This window comes from Alteromonas sp. KUL42, assembly GCF_006538325.1.
Taxonomy (GTDB): Bacteria; Pseudomonadota; Gammaproteobacteria; order Enterobacterales; family Alteromonadaceae; genus Alteromonas.
The window spans coordinates 422,254-448,464 of the sequence record NZ_BJKK01000002.1; the positions used below are offsets into that span (position 1 = coordinate 422,254).

Here is a 26,211-nt window from a genome sequence, read left to right on the forward strand (position 1 = left end):
ATGTTACTTCACTATATTGATTTAAGTTGGCGTAGCATACGAAATACCCCCGTAATTAGCTTTCTGATGGTGTTTGCTATCGCCATTGGCATAGGGATAACCATGACCAGTTTGTCTGTGTATCACATGATGTCGATGGATCCTATTCCCCACAAAAGTGACAAAATCCATTATGTGCAGTTACAAATAATGGACGAAGGTAATGAGTGGAATACAGACGACAATTTACCTCGCCAGCTTACCTATCAAGACGCCGTTAATTTATACAATGCAGACATTGATGTACTCAGCAGCCCTAGTTTTAGAACAGGTTTTTCTGTGCATTTAAACACCCCTGATGTAAAGCCAAGAATGGAGCAGGCTCGCTTGGTTAATAAAGAGTTCTTCGACATCTTTGAACGGCCGTTTATTTTTGGCGGAGCGTGGACCAAAGACGATCAAGATAACAAACCTTATGTGGTTGTAATTTCCAAATCAGTCAATGAGCGTTTGTTTAACGGTGAAAACTCGATTGGGAAAGAGATTTTTTTAGACAATAAAAGTTATCGCGTGGTGGGGGTAACAGAAGATTGGGAACACCACGTGAAATATTACGACGTAAACAATGGTGCATTTAATCCCGCTGAAGCACTGTATATTCCCTTCGCTATCGCCCCTCTAGAGGAAATTGGTACGTGGGGAAATATGAATGGTTGGAAATTGGAGCAGATGAGGGGATATCAGGACCTAATTATTTCTGAGAAGGTATGGACGCAATTTTGGGTTCAATTAAATACGCCAAAACAAAAGGAAGAGTACGGTCGATTCTTAATGGCATACATGGAAGATCAAAAGTCTCGAGGTCGTTTCCAACGAGAAGAGTTGATTTATAGTCTGCGTAACGTGAATGAATGGTTGGCATACAATGAAGTGATATCTGAAGATAACCGTATCTTGGTCGCTCTTAGCTTTATGTTTTTGATGGTGTGCGTTGCAAATATCCTTGGCCTATTGCTAGCTAAATTCCTCAAGCGTGCGCCAGAAGTGGGAATTAGACGGGCACTTGGAGCAAGCAAACAACAAATCTTTTTACAGCATATTGTTGAAGTATCTGTCATTGGCTTCTCTGGTGGGTTACTGGGCATTGCTATCGCACAACTTGGTTTGTGGGGGGTACGTGAAACGAATAGTTATTATAATGCATTAGCCACTATGGACGTATCTATGTTACTTGCTGCACCCGCAATAGCTCTTCTCGCGAGCTTTGTCGCAGGGCTCTACCCAGCATGGTTAGTGTGCAAAACACAACCTGCTATCTACCTTAAAAGCCAATAGGAGTGTCAAACATGTTTGAAATTAAACCAATATTCAACGCACTTTGTCGCTCTAAAGTGGGTGCGGTATTGCTGTTTCTACAAATAGCGTTAACCACAGCTATCGTGAGCAATGCTGCTTTCATGATCAATGACAACTTATCTTATCTCCGCGAAGATACCGGTTTTACACAAGACGAAATCTTCAGTTTTACGGTAATGACTTTTGGTAAAGATCGGGACCTAAGACAGCAAACTGAAATTGACGAAGATATGATACGAAATATTCCCGGTGTCATTAACGCTACTATGTCACAAGCCGTTCCTTTGTCAGGTGGTGGCTCCTCTTCGTCTGTAAGACTCAAGCCTTTACCTGAAGAATCAAGACAAGCGCGGTTGAATTATTACTATGCGGGTGAACATGCTCTTGAAACATTAGGAGTGAAGCTTATTGAAGGAAGAAATTTTCGACCAGAAGAAGTTATCATTAGTAGCAACTACCACGAAAAAGGTCCAAGCACGGTAATTGTATCTAAAGCGATGGCAGAATCGATGTTTGATGATGAACCCGCACTTGGAAAGTCAATTTACTTAGCCGGAAGAGCACTTGAAATTATTGGCATAGTGGATGTCATGGAAAGTGCTTGGCCAAGAGCCCAAGATAGCGGTACAACAGGGATTGTTCCTTTTATTAACGCTCAAAATTACCAATATTTTTGGGTGAGAACAGAGCGTGGCGAAAGGGCTAGCGTGATGAATATCATCGAAGAAAAAATGCTTCAGGCTTACGACAAGCGTGTGGTTATCAATATTGAAGGGCTTGATGACACTAAAGAGGCTTACGATGCTACCGATGTATTGATGATGCGCATGCTAATGGTGTTGGTGGTTATCTTGGTACTAGTAACGGCGCTTGGTATCTTTGGCTTAACGCAGTTTAATATTAGTAAGCGCACCAAACAAATCGGTACCCGCCGTGCACTGGGGGCAAGAAAGTCGGCGATTGTGCGCTACTTTTTAGTGGAAAATGCCATGATATGTACAGTAGGCTTGGTAATAGGGAGTATTGCTGCCATATTCTTGGGCCGTGTTTTGATGCAAGCGTATTCGATTGATGCTCTTGAATTGGAGTATGTTATCGCAACGGCAGCTTTTATCTTTATGATGAGCCTTCTCGCGGTTATTGTACCTGCAACGCGAGCGGCAAATATATCGCCAAGTATTGCAACTCGCACAATATAACCAGCGTTATGAATGTGTGATGCCTAAGGCGCTTTTCTCTTCCCTCGCAAAGTGTTCTTTCGGGGGAAAGGGAAAGGTCAACACGCTCTAATTATCGACCGACTATAAATAAACTGAGAACGGATCCACTTTTTAATGACAAAGATATTATTGGTAGATGACAATATTGCGGTATTAGAAGCCTTGTCATTGTTGCTTGAAATTCACGGGTATCATATTGTAACTGCAACAACGCCTAAAGAAGCGTTGCAGATTGTAAACTACCAATCAATTTCTCTTGTGATCCAAGATATGAACTTCAGTGCTGATACTACATCGGGCGATGAAGGGCGTGAGTTGTTCAAAGCATTACGTGCCTTAAATCCACTACTTCCTATTATTTTGATAACGGCATGGACCGAATTGGCCCATGCCGTTGAGTTGGTGAAAGCTGGTGCAGCCGATTACATTCCTAAACCTTGGGACGATGCTAAACTAGTCACAACGGTGAATAACTTAATTGCGCTAGGGCAGGCGACAACGCAAAACAAGGTGTTAAAGCAACAATCTACAGTTATAGAAAGCACTAAAGATGCCGCTCAACAGGTGGGGTTAGTTTACGAAAGTGCTGCAATGCAACGCATAGTGGACATGGCTGTTCAAGTGGCTAAATCGGATGTACCTGTACTTATCACAGGGCCAAATGGCAGTGGTAAAGAGAAAATAGCAGAGCTTATTCAGTCTAATTCTTCTTTAGCGGATGCGCCCTTTGTTAAAATAAATGCAGGAGCATTACCGCAAGAACTAATAGAAGCTGAATTATTTGGTGCCGAAGCTGGGGCATTCACTAGTGCCAACAAAACGCGAATAGGACGCTTCGAAGCAGCTAATGGCGGTACTTTGTTTTTGGATGAAATTGGTAATTTACCTTTATCAGGCCAGATAAAGCTGTTGCGGGTGTTACAAACTGGCGAGTTTGAAAAGTTAGGCTCGGTTAAAACGCAGCAAACCAAAGTTCGAGTGTTGTCTGCCACAAATGCAGATTTAGCGTCTGCCATTGCCAGTGGAGACTTTCGCGAAGATTTATATTACCGATTAAATGTAATTGAAATTCGCGTTCCCCCATTGCGTGAACGAGGCGATGACGCATTGGCACTCGCTAAGCACTTTCTTCCTGAAAGAGAATTCAGTTTAACGGCTCAACAAGCTATAACACAGCACCCGTGGCCAGGCAACGTACGTGAATTGGAAAATGCTTGTCGTCGCGTTTCTATTCTTCATCCAGATGGAATACTAGATGCTGAGCATTTTGGTTTGCAAACAGGTACTGAATTGAATTCAAATATCGGTATAGCGAAAACGAGTATTGAGCCAAACAGGGCAGAAATAGAAGCGGCACTTGTTGCCTATAATGGCGTTATTGCTAAGGTTGCCAAGCACTTTGGTATGTCTAGACAGGCGTTATATCGTCGGTTAGATAAATACTCAATAGATCACAAATCGTGAAAAGTGTAAGAAGCAAACTCATTACAGCGGCGCTATGTGCAACGACTATAAGCATAGTGCCCATACTCTACTGGGTTGATTTATCAATTGGAGTAAAAGCGGCCATTTTACTAGGTTCGATAAGCTTAAGTGGGCTGTGCTTTATTGTACTAACGGCCTCAATTAATAAGAGTTTACAAGCACTCAATGTGGGGTTACTCAATTTCAAAGACGGTGAGTTTTCTTCCACATTAGTAAATGATTCTAAAGATGAATTTGGTGAACTCTGCAGCCTATTTAATGCTACAGCTGACACTCTTAGGAAAGAAAAACACTGGTTACATCAACGAGAGTTGATGTTGGACAAAGTACTACAAAGCTCACCCGACGTATTGTTATTGGTAAACGACCAAAATCAAATTGTATTTAGTAATTATCAAGCCAGAGACTTCTTTAACGTTACCCACAGATTAGAAGGTTGTTTACTTGAGACACTGCTACACACTAAACACAGCGCACTCAGTGGCATGATGCAACACAGCCAAGAGGGACTCTTCACACTGCCTCTAGAAGAAAAAGGGATTGAAACCTGGCATTTAGCAAGAGGAACATTTCTTTTAAATAATCAGCCACATAGGTTGTTCATCCTTAAACAGATGACGCGGGAACTAAACCGCCAAGAAGTCTCGGTGTGGAAAAAAGTAATACGCGTTATCAGTCACGAGCTGAATAACTCTTTAGGGCCAATTTCTAGCTTATTGCACAGCGGTAAAATTGTAGGTGAGCAAAATAACGATCCGCGGTTAGTACGCGTATTTCGCACGATTGAAGAACGCATTGACCACTTAAATCAATTCGTTCAGGGCTATGGAAAGTTTGCTAAACTTCCACCTCCTGTATTCGAGGCTATCCAATGGACTGATATTTTATCGCAATTGCGTCAGCAATATGAGTTTAATTTAATCATGCCAGAACCCGTGCAGTTGCAAGCCGACGCTGTGCAGCTAGAGCAGCTTCTTATCAACTTACTTAAAAATGCCCACGAAGCTGGTGGTGACACCAAACATATAGAACTAGCGATAAAACAAAATGCATCTCAGGTTTACGTCGAAGTCTTAGATAGAGGAAAAGGCATGTCAGAGAGTGTTATGGCCAATGCATTAGTACCTTTTTATTCCACCAAAGCAACTGGAAGTGGATTGGGGCTTGCATTGTGTCGTGAAATCACTGATGCCCATCATGGTAATTTGATAATTCAAAATCGCCCTGATGGCGGTCTTTGCGTAAGAATTGTTTTTGAAAAAAATGAGGGATAGACGGGCGTCTATCCCTCAGCGACGCTAAGCCAAGACCGTTTTTTACCCAACGTCGAACAGGCATTTACAATGTATTGCAAATGAGAATTATTTGCAATACATATTTTGAAAAAATTTCACCTCGGTAATAATGCGCGCCATTAAAACCTCATACATCAGTTGTAATAATGGCCTTGCAGCGACTAAATCCTCACAGAAAATTGACGTAGATCAAACTCGGTAACGCTCCTGATAATCGCCAAAAGGGATGTTGATCTGGATCATGTATGGCGTGTGAATGTTCTTCTACTATCAGTACAAGTCAACGAGGAGAGCAATTATGTTGTGGACAATGATTAAAGATCCAGTGGTATGGGGTTCACTTTTAGGTATAGGCATTATTGTTGGTATGATGGTCTATTACACTTATTTGTTCATGCACAACAGTGCAGATATGGATAAGTAGTCGATTAAGCTGAAAGTGAGCTTAACGTTTATTGTTGAAAAGCGGTACATCAATAAGTACTAATAATGCAGCTTGGCCGCCATATTCTAGCGGTGCTTGGTGAAATGCTCGTACATGAGGATGCTGAACTAAGTAATGCGGAAGTGCGGCCTTGAGTACGCCTTGCCCAAAGCCATGCATTATACTCACGCAGTCAATTAATTCTTTACGTGCAGAATGAATGAGTGCCGCGAGTTCTGATTTCGCCATCTCTCTGGTTAATCCATGAAGGTCTAGCATCATCTCTGGTGAGTAGTCTCCGCGTCGAAGCTGCTTTAAAATATGTGTAGATTCACCCTCACGGCAATAACGCATCGGGCCTTCCTGCGGTAGTGCCGCTTGATACATATCTGAAAAGTCAAATTCAGCAGCTAACTGCTTGCTATGTTTTAAGTTTTTACCCGATACCTGTTTTTCTTTTTGCCAACAATACGTTTTTGTCGGGTACTATTTTATCTTGGGTGAGTGGTTTGACGCCTTGCATCGCGTCAGCAAATGAAAACGCCTCATCTTTCGCATCGTCAGTCGTTACTTTAAAAGCGTGCTTTTTTAAGGCTTTTAGTTCTTTTTTAAACGTTTTCATTATGAATCAATGTATAAATTTACGCGGCTAGATTGTGTGAATTGGCAGTAAATGTGGGTATGATACCAGCTTTAAAATTTTAGATGTACCCAAACACCATGACCGACAAATTTTACCTCGAAGAAGCCATTAGCGATCTGCATACTTTGCTAGACATGACAAGGTGGGCGACCAGCCGTTTTAATGATGCAGCGTTATATTTCGGGCATGGTACAGACAACGCTTGGGACGAAGCAACAAGTCTTGTAATGCAAGCGCTTCATTTGCCTCATCCAATACTTGAGCAAGTAGGTGAACACTTACTTTCATCTCGTCTCACGAAAAGCGAACGCGAAAAAATTGCCGAATTAGTTTTAAAGCGGGTTCAAACCCGTATGCCATTGCCTTACATTACTAATGAAGCATGGTTCTGCGGCATGCCATTTTATGTTGATGAGCGTGTGCTTATACCTCGTTCGCCTTTTGCTGAACTTATTCAAAATGACTTCTCGCCATTTGTTACTGAAAGTCCAAGTTCTATTCTTGATATGTGCACAGGTGGCGGTTGCATTGCTATTGCGTTAGCCAACGCCTACCCAGAGGCTCAAGTAGACGCCGTGGATATCAGCAGTGACGCACTTGAAGTGGCGGATATTAACATTCAAGAACACGGGTTAAGTCATCGTGTTTACCCTATTCAATCAGACTTATTTTCAAGTCTTGAAGGTCAAATGTACGATCTCATCGTTTCTAACCCGCCCTATGTCGATGCACAAGACATGGCAGACTTGCCTGAAGAGTATCACCACGAACCAGAACTAGCCCTAGCCGCTGGTGAAGATGGTCTTGAATTAGTTGATATCATGCTGCGCGAAGCGCCCACTTACTTAAATGACGGTGGTTGGCTATTTGTTGAGGTGGGGAACAGTGAAGTGCATATGAATGTGCGTTTCCCAGGCCTTGAAGTGGTATGGCTAGAGTTTGAAAATGGCGGCTCAGGTATTTTCGCGGTGCGTAAAGAGACACTGGTTCAGTATTTTAGTAGTAAGGATTAACGGTTTATTATGTCAGGTAACAGCTTTGGAAAACTTTTTACTGTCACCACGTTTGGCGAAAGTCATGGAATTGCTATTGGTGGCGTGGTCGATGGTTGTCCTCCTGGATTAACAATCACTGAAGAAGACTTGCAGGTTGATTTAGATCGCCGCAAACCCGGTACTTCTCGATACACAACGGCTCGTCGTGAAGACGACGAAGTTCAAATTTTATCGGGTGTATTTGAGGGAAAAACCACAGGTACCAGTATTGGGTTGTTAATTAAAAACAAAGATCAACGCAGTCAAGATTACGGCAACATAAAAGACCGTTTTCGTCCAGGTCACGCAGATTATACTTACGATCAGAAATATGGAAGCCGTGACTATCGTGGGGGAGGGCGTTCTTCTGCCCGCGAAACTGCAATTCGCGTTGCTGCTGGTGGTATCGCTAAAAAATACCTAAAGGAGCAGTTTGGTATTGAAGTACTGGGGTATTTGTCGCAGCTAGGCCCCGTCACCGTAGAAACCGTTGATCACGCCATCACTAATACCAACCCATTCTTTTGCCCAGATGCCAGTAAACTCGAAGCACTTGATGAATACATGCGCGACTTGAAAAAATCTGGTGACAGTATTGGCGCCAAAGTTTCTGTGGTCGCGAAGAACGTTCCAGTAGGTTTAGGTGAGCCGGTATTCGACCGATTAGATGCTGAGATTGCTCATGCAATGATGGGCATAAACGCGGTAAAAGGTGTAGAAATTGGTGATGGTTTTGATGTTATTACCCAAAAAGGCAGTGAACATCGCGACACATTAACGCCAGATGGATTTACCTCCAATCACGCAGGTGGTGTTCTAGGTGGTATTTCTACCGGGCAAGATATTGAAGTGCACATGGCTCTAAAGCCAACGTCGAGTATTTCAGTACCTGGAAAAACCATCAACAAAGACAATGAAGAAATCGATATTGTCACCAAAGGACGTCACGACCCTTGTGTTGGTATTCGCGCTGTACCCATTGCTGAAGCCATGCTAGCTATTGTATTGATGGATCATCTTCTTCGTCACAGAGCGCAGAATGCGGGTGTTGTTTCGACTACTAAACCAATTGCCGGGCAGATTTAGGCTAAGTACTAGACCTTTGTCATTTACTTGTAAATGGCATTTATCACATTACATTCACAAAGATTGATGCAAAGGCCAACACGCTCTAGCACTTTGCATAAATAACACTAAAATTACTGTACGCCACTAACTTGTTTTAGTGGCGTATTTGCATATGGAGATGTGCATTGACACAAAAACATACACCGGTAAGTAATGATCCAACCAACATCGGTAAATCATCATTAATCATATTGGCGGTAACCTATTGGCTTTATTTCGGCCAACTCGGTGTACTTGTGCCATACCTTGGTATTTTTCTCGATGGAAGAGGTTTTTCATCCGCAGAGATTGGTGAACTTTTTGCAATTATTACCCTTGCTCGTATCTTAGGTCCTGGTCTGTGGGCAGGTGTAGCCGATAAAACCGGTAATGCCATTGGCGTTATGCGTTTAGGGTGTTTGCTGACCGTACTGACTTTTAGTTCGGTACTGTACTTCACGAGCTTTTGGGGTTTAACCCTGTCTTTTGGACTAATGATGATGTTCTGGACAGCCGTACTCCCCCAACTTGAAGTGATCACTATGAACTCGGTATCAAAAACCAATGTCACTTACGGCCAAATTCGTTTATGGGGCAGTGTTGGTTTTATTTGTCTAACCGTCATGGTTGGTAAAGCACTAGATATTTTTTCAACCGAGACGCCTGTTATCGTGAGTCTTGGTGTGTTGGTTTTACTCTTTGTAAGTACTTTGTTTATTAATGCTCCGCCAGAAAAAGTAACCGAGAGTCACGCCATAGGCAGTATATGGGGCTTTGTTAAGCAGAAACCCTTTGCGGTATTTATATTCGCCTCTGCGTGTTTACAAATTAGTTTTGGCGCGTTTTATGGCTTTTTTGCATTGTACATGAGGGATTTGGGCTACAGTGGCCAGCAAACTGGTATTTTTATTGCCCTTGGCGTGTTAGCTGAAGTAGGTGTTTTTATTATTGCGCGAAGACTTATTAGTCGATTCGGCGTTTGGAATCTACTCTTCGCTAGCTTAGCGTTAACGGCGCTGCGTTGGTATTTTATGGCCGCTTTTGCAGATTACTTTGCAGTGATCGTTTTAACGCAACTCATTCATGCATTGAGTTTCGGCCTTACCCATGCGGTGTCAGTTCACTTCATCCATCAGTTTCTACCCAAAGCTTTTCAAAGTCGCGGACAAGCGGTTTACATCAGTATTGCGTTTGGTCTTGGCGGCGCTTGCGGCAATTATATGGCAGGGCAGCAGTGGGCGCAGGGAACAAACGCATATGAAACCTTTATAACCGCCGCAATATTTGCACTACTTGGAGCGCTATCGCTGCTGTTATGTTCAAGGAAGTCATTGGACAAGCCACCACAACCTGTTTAGTCAGGATGTGGTGCTCGCTTGCACTCACAAATGACGGAAGTGTCACCGTTTCCGTTGTCTTGTTCTAGACGTACATCAAACTTCCAGAGTCTGTGTAAATGTCGCATTACCTCATCTTTCGAGTCGGCGAGTGGTATGCCTTTTTGCGGCGTGTAGCGCAGAGTGAGTGAGCGATCGCCTCTCACATCCACATTGTAAACTTGAATGTCTGGCTCTAAATTGCTCAAGTTATATTGGGCAGAAAGTTTTTCTCGGATAGTGGCATACCCCATTTCATCGTGAATTGCACTAACACTGATATAAGGTTTTTCCGCATCATCCTCTAGAGAAAACAACTTAAAGTCTCTGATCACTTTGGGCGAGAGAAACTGGCTAATAAAGCTCTCATCCTTGAAATTTTCCATTGCGAAATGCACAGTTTCCAGCCAGTCTTTGCCTGCGATATTGGGCAAATATCGGTAGTCTTCTTCGGTTGGCGACTGACAAACCCGTTTGATATCCATGAACATAGAAAACCCCAATGCATAGGGGTTTATGCCTGAATAGTAAGGGCTATTGTAGTCGGGTTGCATCACTACACTGGAATGACTGTGTAGAAATTCCATCATGAAACGGTCACTTACCAACCCTTCATCGTACATCTCATTTAAAATATGATAATGCCAGAAACAGGCCCAGCCCTCGTTCATCACTTGGGTTTGTTTTTGAGGATAAAAGTATTGGGATATTTTTCTTACAATACGAACAATTTCACGTTGCCATGGCTCTAAAAGCGGTGCATTTTTCTCGATAAAATACAGAATGTTCTCTTGAGGCTCTTGAGGAAAGCGTACCTTCTCTTTACTTTTGTGATGAGAGCTCTCTGGCAGCGTGCGCCACAATTCATTGACCTGTGATTGCAGATAAGCTTCACGCTCTTTTTGACGGCTTTTTTCTTCTTGTAGCGATATTTTTTGTGGGCGTTTATAGCGATCAACACCAAAGTTCATCAATGCATGGCAAGAATCGAGCATATTCTCGACTTCATCATAGCCAAATTTTTGCTCACATTTTGCGATGTAATTCTTGGCAAAGACTAAATAATCGATAATTGAACCGGCATCAGTCCAAGTTTTAAATAGGTAATTACCTTTAAAAAAGGAATTGTGGCCGTAACAGGCATGTGCCATTACCAGTGCCTGCATCGTAATGGTGTTTTCTTCCATTAGATAAGCGATGCACGGGTTGGAGTTAATCACAATCTCGTAGGCAAGGCCCATATGACCCCGTCTATATTGCTGCTCAGTTTGGATGAACTTTTTGCCAAAAGACCAGTGTGTGTAGTTCAACGGCATACCAATACTGGCGTATGCGTCCATCATTTGTTCAGCAGTTATGACTTCGATTTGATTAGGGTAGGTGTCGAGCTTAAATTTTTGCGCAATACGATCGATATGTTGCTCGTACTCCTCAATTAACGGAAACGTCCAGTCAGGACCATCGTGTAAACGATGACGAGGCGTGTCTGACAATACAGCGGTATCTTTGTGCTTAGTGTCGGTCATCATTATCGGCTCTCATTTTAATCTACTCTTAATTAAAAACTACTGTGAACGTGATTCATTTTCAGAGCGTTTGAAAAGCTCTCTGAAAACCGGATAAATATCAGACTGTGTTTGAATATGCTTACACACAAAATTATCGTGTGTTTGGGCTACCTTTTCATATTCTCGCCACAGGGTTTGATGCTGTCGTTCGGTAATTTCTATATAGGCATAATAGCGGGTGAAGGGCAGTAATTTAGAGACTAGTAATTCCCGACACTGAGGCGAATCATCAGCCCAGTTATCACCGTCTGAAGCTTGAGCGGCGTATATATTCCAGTTACCGTCTTTGTAACGCTCTTGAACGATGTCATCCATCAATTTCAGTGCGCTAGACACAATGGTGCCGCCGGTCTCTTGAGAATAGAAAAACTCTTGTTCATCAACTTCTTTGGCTTGAGTGTGATGGCGGATATAGACCACTTCCACATTTTCATAGGTTCGGGTAAGAAACAAATACAGCAATATATAAAACCGCTTTGCCATATCTTTGGTAGCTTGATCCATAGAGCCTGAAACATCCATTAAGCAAAACATGACAGCTTTGCTGGAAGGGAGTGCTCGACGGTCATAGTTCTTAAAGCGCAGGTCGAACGTATCTATAAATGGAATACGCGCAATCTTGGCTTTTAGGGTTATGATTTCCTCCTCTAATGCAAGTACCGCTAGCGTATTGTCGTGGGGGTCGTTAAGTAAGTCCTCTAGCTTATCTTCACATTCTTTCAGTCTGCGTTTATCAGTAGCGCCCAATGCAATACGTCTTGCAACTGAGCCCTTCAAGGAGCGCACAATATCGAGATTACTCGGCACACCATCGGTTTGATAACCCGCGCGATAGGTCTCAAATTGTGTCACTTTATCAAATTGATTTTTTTGTAAATTGGGAAGGGCAAGGTCTTCAAACAGCAAGTCGAGGTATTCATCTTTGGAAATTGAGAACACAAACTCATCTTGTCCTTCACCTTCATTGCTGGCGTCACCTTCACCTGCTCCATTAGCACCTCCGCCTGGTGGCCGATCAATTTTGTCACCAGCAGTGAATTGATCGTTTCCAGGGTGTACTCTATCTCGGCTACCACCTCTCCCAGTATGGAAAATTGGCTCTGAAATATCACGTGAAGGAATACTGATCTGTTCTCCTGATTCCACATCAGTAACAGACCGCTTTCCTACTGCATCGGAAACAGCGCGTTTTATTTGCTGCTTATAGCGCTTAATAAAACGTTGGCGGTTAACGGTACTTTTTCCCTTGCTGTTAAGCCTTCGGTCAATAAAATGTGCCATAAACACCTGCTTGTCTTAACGTGTACTTCGGATATCAGTGCAAAGCGCCGCTCTGTTTTCCGCTCTCTGGGCCGCACATAGTGCCGCTTTATTTACTGTACACGATTTGTTGTACAAGACGGCTTTCTCTGCGCTATTGCACCACTTTGATCTATGCGCCCTGCATAATGCTAGGACGCTTTGCGCACACGTAAATACCACTCACATAGCAAGCGCACTTGCTTTTTGGTATATCCTTTTTGGGTCATACGATTTACAAAGTCGTCGTGCTTCTTCTGCTCATCTGCCGACCCTTTGGTATTAAAGGAAATAACCGGAAGTAGGTCCTCAGTATTTGAGAACATTTTCTTCTCAATCACAGTTCTGAGCTTTTCATAGCTTGTCCAAGAAGGATTTTTACCGGCATTATTCGCACGAGCTCGCAATACAAAGTTAACAATTTCATTCCTGAAATCTTTAGGATTGCTGATACCAGCCGGCTTTTCTGTTTTTTCAAGTTCGGCATTCAATGACGCTCTATCAAAGAGCTGACCGGTTTCTGGGTCTCGATATTCCTGGTCTTGGATCCAAAAATCGGCATAAGTTACGTAGCGGTCAAATAAGTTCTGGCCGTATTCAGAATACGACTCTAAGTAGGCGGTTTGAATTTCTTTACCGATAAACTCAACATAGCGAGGAATCAGGTAACCTTTTAAAAATTCTAAATACCTGTCGCTGGTGTCTTGTGGAAACTGTTCACGCTCAATTTGACGTTCGAGTACGTAAAACAGATGAACAGGGTTGGCCGCAACTTCTTGATGATCGAAATTAAAAACCCGAGACAATATCTTAAACGCAAAGCGCGTCGATAACCCTTCCATGCCTTCGTCAACACCGGCGTAATCTCGGTATTCTTGATACGACTTGGCTTTGGGATCGGTATCTTTCAGACTTTCACCGTCATAGACTCGCATTTTAGAAAATAAGCTAGAGTTCTCTGGCTCTTTCAAGCGCGACAATACACTGAATTGTGCCAAGCACTCTAAGGTATCTGGTGCACAGGGTGCACCGTGTAATTCACTGCTATCGAGCAGTTTCTTGTAAATGCGAATCTCTTCACTGACGCGAAGACAGTAGGGAACTTTTACGATATATACTCGGTCAAGAAAGGCTTCGTTATTTTTATTATTCCTAAATGCCTGCCACTCAGACTCGTTCGAGTGCGCTAATATAAGCCCGTCAAAGGGCAGGGCAGAAAAGCCTTCTGTAGGATTATAATTGCCTTCTTGCGTGGCGGTAAGCAGTGGATGTAGCACTTTGATTGGTGCCTTAAACATCTCTACAAATTCCATCAACCCTTGGTTGGCTTTACACAGTGAACCTGAATAACTGTAGGCATCAGGATCGTTCTGGGCATACTGTTCAAGTCGTCTAATATCTACTTTACCCACTAATGATGAAATATCTTGGTTGTTTTCATCACCGGGTTCGGTTTTGGCAATACCAACTTGATCTAGCACCGACGGATATACTCGTACTACTTTAAACTGTGTGATATCACCGTTGAACTCATGCAGCCTTTTACGTGCCCAGGGTGACATGATGGTTTTCAAATACCTTTTCGGTATTCCGTACTCGTTGGCTAAGATCTCGCCATCTTCCTTTTCATCAAAAAGACAGAATGGATGGTCATTAACGGGTGACCCTTTCAGCATATAAATCGGTACATTCTGCATGAGCTCTTTAAGTCGCTCGGCAAGGGAAGATTTACCGCCACCCACAGGACCAAGTAGATAGAGAATTTGCTTTTTCTCTTCAAGTCCTTGAGCGGCATGCTTCAGATACGAAACAATCTGCTCAATGGCCTCTTCCATGCCATAAAATTCTGAGAAAGCTGGATAACGAGAAATGACGCGGTTTGAGAAAATACGGCTTAAGGCCGGGTCGTTGGCTGTGTCGATAAGTTGCGGTTCACCGATTGCGTTAAGCAGCCGTTCGGCTGCATTGGCATAGGCGAGTTGATCCTCTTTGCAAATTTCAAGGAACTCCCCAATGGTGAACTCTTCTTGTTTTCGCTCTTCGTAGCGATTTTGATAGTGTTCAAAAATACCCATGAATACTCCTTAAATACGGAACCCCGTATTTTCAGCTTAGTAGGTATTCTCAAAAACGTTAGTAATTATTAGTAAACTTTTGTATAGGACGTTAAGATTTGGTCTATTGAAAAATGCAACTTAATGAAGAATTTAGTGTCACTAAATAGATGCGTTTGGTTGATGCAGTAATAGAAAGAAGCAATAGAAAAATGTGGCATAAAAAAGCCCCGCTTATGCGAGGCTTCTATAGCTTATATACACGCTTTGATTATGCGAAGTTGCTGTTAGCAAATTCCCAGTTAACCAATGCCCAGAAGTTCTCTAGGTACTTAGGACGCGCATTACGGTAATCGATGTAATAGGCGTGTTCCCAAAGGTCAACAGTAAGTAGTGGCGTAAGTTCGTCACCTGAAATTGGTGTTTCAGCGTTGCTAGTGTTAACGATGTCTAAACCGCCATCTGCTGTTTTTACAAGCCATGTCCAGCTTGAACCGAAGTTATTTACTGCTTTGTCGTTAAAGGCTGCTTGGAAGTCAGCGAATGAGCCCCACTTTGCGTTGATAGCGTCAGCTAGTGCACCAGTTGGCTCACCGCCACCATTTGGGCTTAGGCTATGCCAATAGAAAGTGTGGTTCCAGATTTGTGCTGCATTGTTGAAAACACCGCCCTCAGAAGATTTGATAATTTCTTCTAGGCTTTTATTTTCCATGTCAGTACCTTCAACTAGGCCGTTAAGCTTGGTGACATATGTAGCGTGGTGCTTGCCGTAGTGATACTCAAGCGTTTCAGCAGAAATATGCGGTTCTAGTGCATTTTGTTCGTATGGTAATGCTGGTAGTTCAAAAGCCATGACGGTCTCCATGTTTGGTTTAGTATTTTTAATCAATTGGCACAATTGCGATGCCTGTTCGAAACTGCGCGTTGGGTATTCACCCTAATTAAAACTCTTAGAGCATATCGTAAATGTGGGGATAAAGTCCTCTAACACAATGACAAAAATGCGATTTTTTTTGCTCTTACTCATAACGTATTGTTGTAGACAAGACTTCTTAGGCATAACAGGTGTGAAAAGATCAATCTAACCTGCGTTATTAGCCCTAAAAATTATGCTATTCTGCCTCTTGATAATTTGTTCACGCATTCCCATTTACATGGAATACATTTTTCTGCTGAGAGGATCCAATGGATAATACAGAAAGCCAATCGACGCTAGATAGAATCAAACAGCAAATCGAAGAAAACCCAATTCTTCTTTACATGAAAGGCTCTCCAAAACTACCTAGCTGTGGTTTTTCATCACAAGCGTCACAAGCGCTAATGTCTTGCGGCGAACCGTTTGCTTATGTTGATATTCTGCAAAATCCAGATATCCGCGCGGAACTTCCAAAATATGCAAACTGGCCAACGTTCCCACAACTTTGGGTTGACGGTGAACTTATTGGTGGATGTGACATCATAATAGAGATGTTTCAGCAAAATGAATTGCAACCGCTTATCAAAGAAACGGCTGATAAGTATAAAGAAGCTGAATAAATTCAACATCTGAAATTTAGATTTAAAAGCCGGCTTCTAGTCGGCTTTTTTAATTTAAAAGCCACGAAAATACCCTATTTATTTTTCCCGTAAATATCTATAGACAGACCAGAAATCGAAATCCTCTATGGTCTGAAAATATATTTTTATTTTGTCAAAAAAGGTTTGTTTTTTAATATCTTGCGTTCTATAAAAAAGCATGCTGACAGGTCGTTAGTCAGTGTTGAAGGTATAAAATAACAATCATTCTAACGGCTTATTTCACCCCAAAAACGGTGTGAAATAAGTACAAGAGAACATCCGGGAAACCACCATGAATACATCCTTGTCTTTATTGACTAAAAACGTACGTGGCGTGCTAGCTGCATCTGCTGCGTTTTCAGTAATGGCGACGGCACCTGTTTTCGCGCAAGAAGCGGAAGAAAGTGCAAAAGCTGAAGATTTCGAACAAATTGCGGTTGTAGGCTCACGTGCAGCGCCTCGTTCAGTTGCAGACTCAGCAGTACCCATTGATATCATTTCAGACGAAGAATTTAAGCAGCAAGGTGCCACTGATATGGTATCCATGATGCAAACTGTTGTTCCGTCTTTTAACGTAAACGACCAACCTATTAACGATGCATCAACACTTGTACGTCCAGCTAACTTACGTGGAATGGCATCGGACCACACTCTTGTGCTTGTGAATGGTAAGCGTCGCCACCGTTCGGCGGTAATCACCTTCTTAGGTGGCGGCTTGTCAGATGGTGCACAAGGTCCAGATATTTCGGTTATTCCAGCCGCAGCCTTAAAGCAAGTTGAAGTACTTCGTGACGGTGCTGCTGCACAGTACGGTTCAGACGCTATTGCGGGTGTTATCAACTTTGTACTTAACGATGCTGCCGAAGGCGGCATGTTTGAAGCCCGTTATGGTTCATACTACGAGGGCGATGGCGATATGATCCAGCTTTCAGGTAACGTGGGTATGCCACTATCTGATAAAGGTTTCATTAACCTTTCGGCTGAGTATCGCACCGCTGATGACACGTCGCGAAGCGTTCAACGTGCTGATGCCGCTGGTTTGATTGATGCAGGCAATACTGCGGTTGCAGATCCAGCGCAAATCTGGGGTTCACCGGAAATTAAACACGACATCAAGTTATTTGCTAACTTGGGTTTAGAGCTTTCCGATTCTTCCGAAGCGTACTTATTTGGTAACTATGCTGAGCGTGAAGTAGAAGGTGGATTCTACTATCGTAACCCACACAACCGCGGTGGTGTTAACGATGGTGGTATTGACCCAGCAGACCTTGATGGTGATGGTGTTATTAGTGAAGGTGAAGGTTATCAGCTACTATTAGTGGGCGATTTGACGGGGGATATGTCGGGTAATTGTCCAACAGATATTCGTGTTGGTGATAACGTGCTTGAAAACCCGCGTTACATTAACGAAGTTCAGAATAACCCTGACTGTTTCGCGTTTAACGAAATTCTACCTGGCGGTTTTACTCCACGTTTTGGTGGCACCGTGACTGATATGTCATTGGTGTTTGGTACACGAGGCGAGCTAGACAACGACATCACCTATGACGTGAGCTTAAACTTAGGCCAAAACGAAGTTGATTTTGCTATTAGCAATACGATCAACCCGTCGTTAGGTCCAGATACACCGTTTGAGTTTAGCCCAGGTCGCTATACACAGTCTGAACAAACACTCGATATCGATTTCACTAAGCCGTTTGATGTTGGCCTATACGAGCCGCTATTCGTAGCGACTGGCTTCCAATATCGCAACGAAAGCTATGAAAGCTTCGCAGGCGACCCTGCGTCTTATGAAATTGGCCCGTTGGCGACGCAAGGTTTTGGCATTGGTTCTAATGGTTTCCCTGGCTTGGCGGCCAATAGCCAAGGCCGTGTGTCCCGTAACAATATTGCATTGTATATCGATGCAGAAGCGTACATCACAGAGAACTTTATGTTAGCCGGTGCGCTACGTTATGAAGATTACTCTGACTTCGGTGATACGACTAAAGGTAAAATTGCTTTCCGTTGGCAAGCACTTGAGAACATCGCTTTCCGTGGTGCATTCTCAACTGGCTTTAAAGCACCTACATTGGGTCAAAGTAACGTGCGTAACGTAACGACGGCATTTGGTACGGGTGGTCAGTTAATCGACCGTGCAACATTACCTCCTACAGATCCGGTATCTCAGCTTAAAGGTGGTGAACAGCTAACGCCTGAAGAGTCAGAAAGTATCACATTCGGTGTGGTTGCAGACTTTGACAATGGCCTATTCATTACCGCTGACTACTACAACATTGAGCTAACTGACCGTATTAGTACAGCGTCGGGTATTGAGCTTACAGAAGAAGATATTGCAACGTTACTTGCACAAGGTATCAGCGATGCATCAAGCTTCTCTGAAATTAGCTTCTTTACCAACGACTTTGATACTACTACTGAAGGCGTTGACGTAGTAGCAAACTACAGCATGGAAATGCTGGGTGGCGATACTAAGTTTTCACTTGCTTATAACTGGACATCAACAGAAGTTGACCGCGCCTCAAAAAATATCTCTGATTTCCGTATTCGCATGTTAGAAGACAACCTTCCTGCAGTGCGTTACAGCGCGACAGCGAACCATACTAATGGCGACTGGCGTTTCCTTGCTCGTGTGAATTACTACGGAAGCATCTTTGAAGATCACCTAGATTCAGCATTACCAATTGAGAAGGTGGGTTCTGAAATCACGGTTGATTTAGAAGTTGCTTATAACTTCACTGAAGAGTTTACGGTTACTATCGGTGCGAAGAACGCATTTGATGAATACCCAGATGAAAACAATACGGATGCAGGTGGCATTACTTACGCGCAAATCGCAGGTTCTGCTTACCCAACAACTTCACCAATTGGTATCAATGGTGGCTTCTATTACTTGAGAGGTGTTTACACCTTCTAAGTGGCAAAAAACAAAGGGAGCCTCGGCTCCCTTTACTCGTATAAACAATCAACGGAATGTAATACGCAATTTATCTTTTACTATTCATTCCTCGGTTTTTACTGATGCTTATTTCACATTGGCTGAAAAAGCGTGAAAATTGACAAAAACCTAGGCATTATTAACCCTTTTGTAAGCAAAACGACACACAACAGTTTTAAAATTATGACGCGAAAGTCGACAGTAGCTGAAACCTTTTTAAAATACCGCTCCAAGTTAATGCGTGCGGTAGGGTCTATTGTTGGTGCAGATGACATCGAAGATATTGTTCAAGAAGCGTTTATCAAAAGCTATGAAGCAGAATTAAAACAAGAAATTCAATTCGAGCGCACGTACATGCTCAAAACAGCACGAAATCTCGCGTTGAATCATGTAGCCAAAGCAGAAAATAAAAACAAGCAGCAGCTCGACGATATGGATATTTTACCATACGAACTCGTTGGGCACAGTTTAGAGAAAAATGTAGAAAGCAAGGAGCGCTTCATTCACTTTTGTCGAGCCACAGATACATTGTCTGCGGACGTGAAGCGCGTTTTTCTACTTAAAAAAGTATATGGCATGCGACAAAAAGAAATAGCAGAACTTGTGGGGTTAAGTGAAAGTACTGTTGAAAAGCATGTCGCTAAAGGTTTGATGATGTGCTCTAGATATCTAGCTGAGCTGTCAAAAGACAGTGGTTCCCCTCATACCATTGCAAACGGAACTCAGGACATAAGTCGTAGTTAACATGAATAATATTCGCCAGTTTTCCAGCAAAGAAGATATCCAAGAGCAAGCGTGCTTATGGATAAGTCGTCTCGACCGCGGGTTGCACGACGAAGAAAAAGTCATTTTAGATGAATGGTTAGGTGAAAGTAACGCTCATCGACAAGCACTTTTAGATGCCGCTAACTTGTGGGACGACATGTCGGTGCTCAATGAGCTAAGTGGCTTGTTCCCTCAACCGCGACGTACGTCGAAGAGAGAATCGACAAGCAACCGTGTGATGTGGAGTTTAGCTGCGACTTTTTTTGTGGCAGCAGTAGCACTGAGCGTAATTGTTCAGCGAACTTGGTTTGACTCCGCCCCACAATATGCTTCTGTCAGTGAGAAAGTTCAAACGACCGTGGGTGAGCAGAAGAATGTTACTTTGGCAGATGGCTCGAAACTCCATTTAAATACCAACTCGATTGTTACTGTAGATTTCTCTTCAAATGCGAGAAATGTGGTTCTATTAAGAGGCGAAGCGCATTTTGAAGTGGCGCACGACAAGAGTCGCCCTTTCTCAGTAACCGCTGGCAATAACACCGTTACCGCAGTTGGTACTGCATTTAACATGCAATATGTCAATGATGATGCTTTTGAACTTGTTGTAACTGAAGGCAAAGTTTTGGTAAAAGACAGATTCAGCATTGCTTCAAATGATCTACTTTTCGGTAAGAAACCAATTACTGAAGAAGGTCTATTAATGTTTGCCGGCGAAAAGGCAACTGTGAAAGGCAAAGTGGAAGCACGTGAAAACTTGTCCCAAAACGACATTGATGATGACCTAGCATGGCAACAGGGAATGATTGTCTTTAAAGGTGAACCGTTAGAGGCTGTTTTAGCCGAAATAGGTCGTTACACACCTGTCCGTTTCAATATATCCGATGATAACTTGCGCAAACGTCGTGTGGCGGGCTATTTTAGGGTAGGGGATATTGATGGATTGCTTTCTGCTCTTAAAAGTAGCTTTAATATTGACTATGAGAAAGTAACGGAGAATAGTATCCAATTGTCAGTAGCTAAAAGTTAGTTCACTACTGATTAAAGATCCATTTAGGCTTCCTGATTGGCATCATATTATTTAATGTGACAATATAATTCAAAAATAATAAGCACATCGAATTTAACACTTGCGACACTGCAAAACTGTACAACAAAAACAATTACAACGAATACAGAATAGGCTTCGCACTATGGTGCGACTGGCGCAATTTCGCACGCAGGTGGCATCTACTTATAAAGCTAGCGCTAACCAAGAAACTTACTTATGCCTTGTTAAAGCATCATTACTATTCTGTGGCGTGACTGCGACGTTTTTTTCTCATGCACAGTCCGCGACATCTGAAGAATCAAAGCAACCACTAAGACAACTTGAGCAAGTCCAAAAAAACGCAATAAACCAATCCGAATTGCAGTCTGAGCAAAACAGAAATGACGGGGCGTTTAGTTTTTCAATTCCCGCACAAGATGCTAATGAAGCGCTAACTGAACTCGCTAAACAAGCCAATACCACATTACTGTTTCCGTTCGACCTTGCAAAACGTGTCAAGACTAGAGCATTAGAAGGTACTTTTACCCTTAATGAGGCTCTAATGCAGTTGTTAGAGGGAACCGAACTTGCCGTTGTGCTAGATGAATCTGGGGCCTTGAGTATTCGTTCTCGCTCTTCTTTGATGGCAAAACAGCCTGTTGAACAGCAGGAAAACGAACCTGAAGATACCAGTACGTCATTAGAAAAAATTGCCGTAGTAGGGACGCGAAGTACCCCAAGAAGCGTGGTTGAATCTCCTGTACCCCTCGACATTATTAGTGCAGAGAGCCTTAATTCACAAGGGAATTCTGATGTGTTGTCTATGTTAAGTGTGATGGTGCCATCGCTTAATGTAAACGACCAGCCCATTAATGATGCCAGTAGCCTTGTTCGGCCTGCAAACCTTCGAGGCATGTCATCAGATCACACATTACTGCTGCTAAATGGCAAAAGACGCCATCGGTCTGCGGTGATAACGTTTTTAGGTGGTGGATTATCTGACGGTGCTCAAGGGCCTGATATTTCAGTCATTCCGGCTTATGCGCTTAAACAAGTTGAAGTATTGCGTGATGGTGCATCTGCGCAATATGGCTCAGATGCCATCGCAGGTGTTATTAATTTTGTTTTAAAAGATGCCAGTGACGGTGGTAGTGTTGCCCTTAGAACTGGCCTTTATACAGAAGGCGATGGTGAACTTTTTCAAATTCAGGCTAATAAAGGCATTAGCCTAGGTAGTAAAGGCTTTTTAAATACTACTGTTGAATATCGCCAGCAAAATGGTACATCTCGCTCGGTACAGCGTGATGACGCGACCTCGTTAATTGAGCAGGGGAATACATTCGTGAGCAACCCGTCCCAAATCTGGGGGGCATTAGATGTTCATGAAGACATCAAGCTTGCTATAAATTCTGGGTATACCTTGTCGTCTAACGCTGAGTTTTACAGCTTTATTACCGCGGCCAGAAGACAAATTGCGGGTGGCTTCTATTTTAGAAACCCACAGTCAAGAGAAGGGGTATTCAGTCGTACCAATCCAAGCACTGGGGAGCGACGATTGATTGTTGCCGACCTCGATGGATTAGACAACGGCATTGCTTGCCCGTCTGTAGTATTAAGCGATGAAAACGTACTTAACGACCCTAATTATCAATTAATTGCGGACAACTCTTCTGCACTGGGTGCGAATTGCTTTGCATATAATGAGTGGTTCCCTGGAGGATTTACGCCTCGCTTTGGTGGAACAATTACCGATGGTTCGGTTGCCTTTGGTATGCGCAGAGAATTGCCTCAAGGGTGGGCAGTGGATACCAGTGCCACTATTGGGTATAGCGATGTTGACTATAGCATATCAAATACTGTTAACCCCTCGTTAGGCCCGCTTACACCCACCACATTCTATCCTGGTGGCGTCTCGCAAGTTGAGCGTACTATCAATATTGATTTTGCCAAGTTGATTCAAACCGTTTTCGAGGATCCCGTCAGTATTGCAGTGGGTTTTGAATGGCGAAAAGAAACCTATTTTCAAAAGGCTGGCGATGAAGCCTCTTATATTGCAGGGCCTTATGCACTAGAGCCTCCATTGGGTCTTGCTCAAGGCTTTTCTATTGGCTCAAACGGTTTTCCTGGTTATCAACCACAATCGGCAGGACATTGGAGCCGAAGTAATTGGGCGGTTTATGCGGATCTTGAATTTTATCTCACTGACGCCTGGCAATTTGGCGTAGCCACTAGGGTAGAACACTTCAGTGATTTTGGTTCAACATTTGATGGAAAGTTGAGTACAAGATATAAATTCACTGACCAGTTTGCACTTCGCGGCTCTATTAATACCGGGTTTAAAGCGCCCACTGTTGGGCAAAGTAATGTGATAAACGTAACGACCGCCTACGGAGTTAATGGGCTTGAAGATCAAGCAACGCTTCCACCCACTGATTTGATATCAATCCAACTAGGAGCGACACCGCTCACCCCTGAAGAATCGGTCAACTTTAGTTTAGGTGCGGTGATGCAATTAAATCAAAACTTCTTTGCCACAGTCGATTATTTCAATATTCGTTTGTCAGATCGAATCAGTACTACATCAGCGATTCCTCTTACTGAAGAAGATATTAATGCGCTATTAGCGCAAAATCGCCCTGACGCGGTGAAGTATAATGCTGCCAAGTTTTTTACTAATGATTTTGATACTAGAACCAAAGGGATAGACATTGTACTTAACTATCACTTTCCTTTTCTAGAGTGGCAAAATACGTTATTGCTGGCGTATAACTGGACTGATACTCAGGTTGAGCGAGTGACCTTGTATCCCGCAGTGATTGATAATGAAATGACGTTAGTGCCGAATTTAACCTCAGCTCGAATACGCATGCTTGAAGATAACTTGCCTGCACATCGCGGTAATATTACGTTAGAGCAACTCAAGGGTGATTGGGCAATAACGTGGCGCTTAAATTACTATGGTGAATTTTATGAAGATCACCTCGATGCCTCTGCGGGAATGGACATTTTCGGTAGTGCGTTGACAACTTTTGATATTCAGCTGTCGTGGCAATATGATGCACAGATAAGAGCAACCTTTGGCGGTCAAAATTTGTTTAATGCTTTGCCTGATACCAACCCTTTTCGAGGTGAAGTCGGTGCGCTCTACCCCCCAACGTCACCAAGCGGGATTAACGGGGCTTTTTACTATCTAGGGCTTGAATACACTTTTCAGTAGTCTTGCCAGTCGTTTAGCAATGCTGGTAGCAGTCAATTTTGACGTGGTGCTTCGTACGCTCAGTCGATGTGAGTAGTGAGTAATTTGAGGATCAAATGCTAATTATGCGATCAACGCAAGTTACCACAGGGTCACAAGCATACTTTAGTGGATATACTTCAAGGATATGAATTCGAGGAATTGAGGCTTTTTGTTCGGTGTGAATTATACGAGTTTTCTGACGTAAGTGTTAACCCACGTCTTTGAACAGAGATTCATCAACAATGGTTTGATCGATAATTTGCTGTGCCATTTGAATACACTTGCCACATTGTGCGCCTAGTTCAATATGTTGACGTAACTCGCGCATATTCCCAACACCATGGCTCTCAACCGCGGCTCGGATGCTCTTATCTGTTACCCCATAACACATGCACACAAACATTAAATGTACTCCTAATGAATCTGCAAATGATAATAATTGTTATTCTTTATTTTGGCAAGAAAAGATTGAAAGCAAATTTTAATGAGTTGTCCAAATGTGTAAAGAACAATGGACTGAGATAGTCGGGGAAGAGACAAGGTGCGAAATACGTTATAAACGGTCAAAAGCAGCAATAAATTAATAGCATACGAGAAATTCTGTGTTTTAAAGTATTGTTATACAACGAGCGATCTAAACTCAATAAGAAACGTAAGAATAAACGGTATTTCAAGGGTATGCAGGCTCCAGAGCCTGTTTACCTTTGTTCATAAATCGTGCATGAGTCATTTTTTAGTCAGGCAATCGCAAATGTACGCGGTTTGGTGGGCCCAAATAAGTACATTTGTGGGCAGTATGACTGAAAAATGGCCATGCCCCTATGGGGTTGGGGCCAAAATTGCCCTTCACTTTGTTGTTACTGGTTTATTTGGGCTACCAAACTACACAAGTAACGCCTTGCGATGGACAATTTTGACCGCCAACACAAAAAATGAACAAAGATATACAGGCTCTAGTAACGAGCAATAAATATAAGTAAAACAATATGGTTAATATAAAACATACTCGATATATCTTTATCGCAGTGGTCGCATTGATTGTGGTCGTTGCGGTTTACATAACCTTCTTTGCCAAGAAAAGTGCGCCTGACTTTTCGCTTTACGAAGCTGGCCCTGAGAGAAAAGCCGCATTCTTTAATTACTTCCAACCTATCGTTCACAGCATTAATAGTGAAATTCTTTCCGACAGAAAAAAGGTACAGAAGGAATGTGAGGCCAATAATGACAGTACATCATTGGGAAACATGGCGAAAAAATATCGCTTAGACAAGCAGGATGTACTCAATGAACCCATGTGCAACATTCTGCTAAGACGTGTCGATGTTATTCCTGCCTCACTTGCGTTAGCGCAAGCCGCTAATGAAAGTGCATGGGGTACATCGAGATTTGCAGTAGAAGCCAATAACTTTTTCGGGCAATGGTGCTTTATGAAAGGGTGTGGCGTTGTGCCAAACAAGCGAGATAAGAATAAAACGCATGAAATAGCAGATTTCAGAACACCGAAAGACTCGGTAAAAAGCTATATGATGAATTTGAATACACATGAAGCATATCGCGATATGCGAAAAATCAGACAGGCGCAAAGGTTACAGGACGTGCCTCTATCAGGGCTAACGTTAAGCCAAGCGTTGTTGAACTATTCAGAGCGAAAAGAGGAGTACGTGGAAGAAATCAATGCCATGATCCGCTTTAATAACTTACAACGCTTCGATGACGTTATAAACTCTCTTCAAGCAGGGCACTAGATTGAACAATAATGGTACGATCAGTAAAAAACAATTGGTTTCATATTGTTATTTTTAGTTTCGTACCTATAACCCACTGCAGAAGGTATTCGTACCAAGGA

General features: G+C 42.8%; 20 protein-coding genes and 1 pseudogene. 14 read left to right on the forward strand and 7 right to left on the reverse strand.

From position 1 onward, the window contains the following. The 5 genes from EYR97_RS04660 (at position 1) to EYR97_RS04680 (ending at position 5,759) form a co-directional block, all read left to right on the forward strand. Entirely contained in the window at positions 1–1,314 is a 1,314-nt protein-coding gene (locus EYR97_RS04660; protein ID WP_131092653.1) for an ABC transporter permease, read from the forward strand. Between the two features lie 11 nt (positions 1,315–1,325). After that, positions 1,326–2,534 (forward strand): FtsX-like permease family protein, encoded by a 1,209-nt coding sequence (locus EYR97_RS04665; protein WP_131092654.1) that lies wholly within the window; start codon positions 1,326–1,328, stop codon positions 2,532–2,534. 135 nt (positions 2,535–2,669) lie between these two features. Next, positions 2,670–4,019 carry a sigma-54 dependent transcriptional regulator gene (locus EYR97_RS04670; RefSeq protein ID WP_131092655.1) on the forward strand — a complete coding sequence of 450 codons (1,350 nt, stop codon included), beginning with the start codon at positions 2,670–2,672 and terminating at the stop codon, positions 4,017–4,019. Then, positions 4,016–5,314, forward strand: coding sequence for a PAS domain-containing sensor histidine kinase (locus EYR97_RS04675; RefSeq protein WP_131092656.1), 1,299 nt, complete (start codon positions 4,016–4,018; stop codon positions 5,312–5,314). Before EYR97_RS04670 ends, EYR97_RS04675 begins: the two co-directional genes overlap by 4 nt. 319 nt (positions 5,315–5,633) lie before the next feature. Then, positions 5,634–5,759, forward strand: coding sequence for a DUF3149 domain-containing protein (locus EYR97_RS04680; protein WP_131092657.1), 126 nt, complete (start codon positions 5,634–5,636; stop codon positions 5,757–5,759). Positions 5,760–5,780: 21 nt separating this feature from the next. Here the strand turns inward: EYR97_RS04680 and smrB are convergent. Together smrB and EYR97_RS22655 are read right to left on the reverse strand one after the other, a co-directional pair. Further along, positions 5,781–6,149: pseudogene (smrB, locus tag EYR97_RS22650) on the reverse strand (endonuclease SmrB); the annotation flags it as partial. A gap of 46 nt (positions 6,150–6,195) precedes the next feature. Then, a complete protein-coding gene (locus EYR97_RS22655; protein WP_242634892.1) occupies positions 6,196–6,381 on the reverse strand; it encodes a hypothetical protein in 186 nt (61 codons plus the stop codon). Positions 6,382–6,479: 98 nt separating this feature from the next. Here EYR97_RS22655 and prmB point away from each other — a divergent pair, with 98 nt between their 5' ends. From prmB to EYR97_RS04700, 3 genes are all read left to right on the forward strand, one after another. Then, positions 6,480–7,415 carry a 50S ribosomal protein L3 N(5)-glutamine methyltransferase gene (prmB, locus tag EYR97_RS04690; RefSeq protein ID WP_131092658.1) on the forward strand — a complete coding sequence of 312 codons (936 nt, stop codon included), beginning with the start codon at positions 6,480–6,482 and terminating at the stop codon, positions 7,413–7,415. A gap of 9 nt (positions 7,416–7,424) precedes the next feature. After that, positions 7,425–8,522 carry a chorismate synthase gene (gene aroC, locus EYR97_RS04695; RefSeq protein ID WP_131092659.1) on the forward strand — a complete coding sequence of 366 codons (1,098 nt, stop codon included), beginning with the start codon at positions 7,425–7,427 and terminating at the stop codon, positions 8,520–8,522. 167 nt (positions 8,523–8,689) lie between these two features. Further along, entirely contained in the window at positions 8,690–9,901 is a 1,212-nt protein-coding gene (locus EYR97_RS04700) for an MFS transporter (protein WP_404840944.1), read from the forward strand. On the opposite strand, the gene EYR97_RS04705 is transcribed toward EYR97_RS04700, so the two are convergent. From EYR97_RS04705 to sodB, 4 genes are all read right to left on the reverse strand, one after another. Then, positions 9,898–11,448: a SpoVR family protein gene (locus EYR97_RS04705; protein ID WP_242634893.1), complete on the reverse strand. Its 1,551-nt coding sequence runs from the start codon at positions 11,446–11,448 to the stop codon at positions 9,898–9,900. The two genes, EYR97_RS04700 and EYR97_RS04705, sit on opposite strands and share 4 nt — an antisense overlap. A gap of 36 nt (positions 11,449–11,484) precedes the next feature. Further along, the gene (locus EYR97_RS04710; RefSeq protein WP_131092660.1) at positions 11,485–12,768 is read right to left on the reverse strand and encodes a YeaH/YhbH family protein; all 1,284 of its coding nucleotides are present in this window, start codon (positions 12,766–12,768) and stop codon (positions 11,485–11,487) included. A 170-nt stretch (positions 12,769–12,938) separates the two neighbouring features. After that, positions 12,939–14,861, reverse strand: a complete 1,923-nt coding sequence (locus tag EYR97_RS04715; RefSeq protein WP_131092661.1) for a PrkA family serine protein kinase — start codon at positions 14,859–14,861, stop codon at positions 12,939–12,941. Between the two features lie 250 nt (positions 14,862–15,111). After that, positions 15,112–15,693 (reverse strand): superoxide dismutase [Fe], encoded by a 582-nt coding sequence (gene sodB, locus EYR97_RS04720; protein ID WP_131092662.1) that lies wholly within the window; start codon positions 15,691–15,693, stop codon positions 15,112–15,114. A gap of 332 nt (positions 15,694–16,025) precedes the next feature. Here sodB and EYR97_RS04725 point away from each other — a divergent pair, with 332 nt between their 5' ends. The 5 genes from EYR97_RS04725 (at position 16,026) to EYR97_RS04745 (ending at position 24,344) form a co-directional block, all read left to right on the forward strand. Next, the gene (locus tag EYR97_RS04725; protein ID WP_131092663.1) at positions 16,026–16,376 is read left to right on the forward strand and encodes a Grx4 family monothiol glutaredoxin; all 351 of its coding nucleotides are present in this window, start codon (positions 16,026–16,028) and stop codon (positions 16,374–16,376) included. Positions 16,377–16,689: 313 nt separating this feature from the next. Beyond that, on the forward strand, positions 16,690–19,314 hold the full coding sequence (locus EYR97_RS04730) for a TonB-dependent siderophore receptor (RefSeq protein ID WP_131092664.1): 2,625 nt from the start codon (positions 16,690–16,692) through the stop codon (positions 19,312–19,314). A 204-nt stretch (positions 19,315–19,518) separates the two neighbouring features. After that, positions 19,519–20,079, forward strand: a complete 561-nt coding sequence (locus EYR97_RS04735; protein ID WP_404840946.1) for an RNA polymerase sigma factor — start codon at positions 19,519–19,521, stop codon at positions 20,077–20,079. A 1-nt stretch (position 20,080) separates the two neighbouring features. Further along, a complete protein-coding gene (locus tag EYR97_RS04740; RefSeq protein WP_131092666.1) occupies positions 20,081–21,127 on the forward strand; it encodes a FecR family protein in 1,047 nt (348 codons plus the stop codon). 163 nt (positions 21,128–21,290) lie between these two features. Then, positions 21,291–24,344, forward strand: coding sequence for a TonB-dependent siderophore receptor (locus EYR97_RS04745; protein WP_242634894.1), 3,054 nt, complete (start codon positions 21,291–21,293; stop codon positions 24,342–24,344). A gap of 229 nt (positions 24,345–24,573) precedes the next feature. Here EYR97_RS04745 and EYR97_RS04750 read toward each other — a convergent pair whose 3' ends face one another. Then, entirely contained in the window at positions 24,574–24,768 is a 195-nt protein-coding gene (locus EYR97_RS04750) for a (2Fe-2S)-binding protein (protein WP_131092667.1), read from the reverse strand. 583 nt (positions 24,769–25,351) lie between these two features. Between EYR97_RS04750 and EYR97_RS04755 the strand changes: the two genes are divergently transcribed. Beyond that, positions 25,352–26,110 carry a glucosaminidase domain-containing protein gene (locus EYR97_RS04755; RefSeq protein WP_242634895.1) on the forward strand — a complete coding sequence of 253 codons (759 nt, stop codon included), beginning with the start codon at positions 25,352–25,354 and terminating at the stop codon, positions 26,108–26,110. Positions 26,111–26,211: the final 101 nt, after the last annotated feature.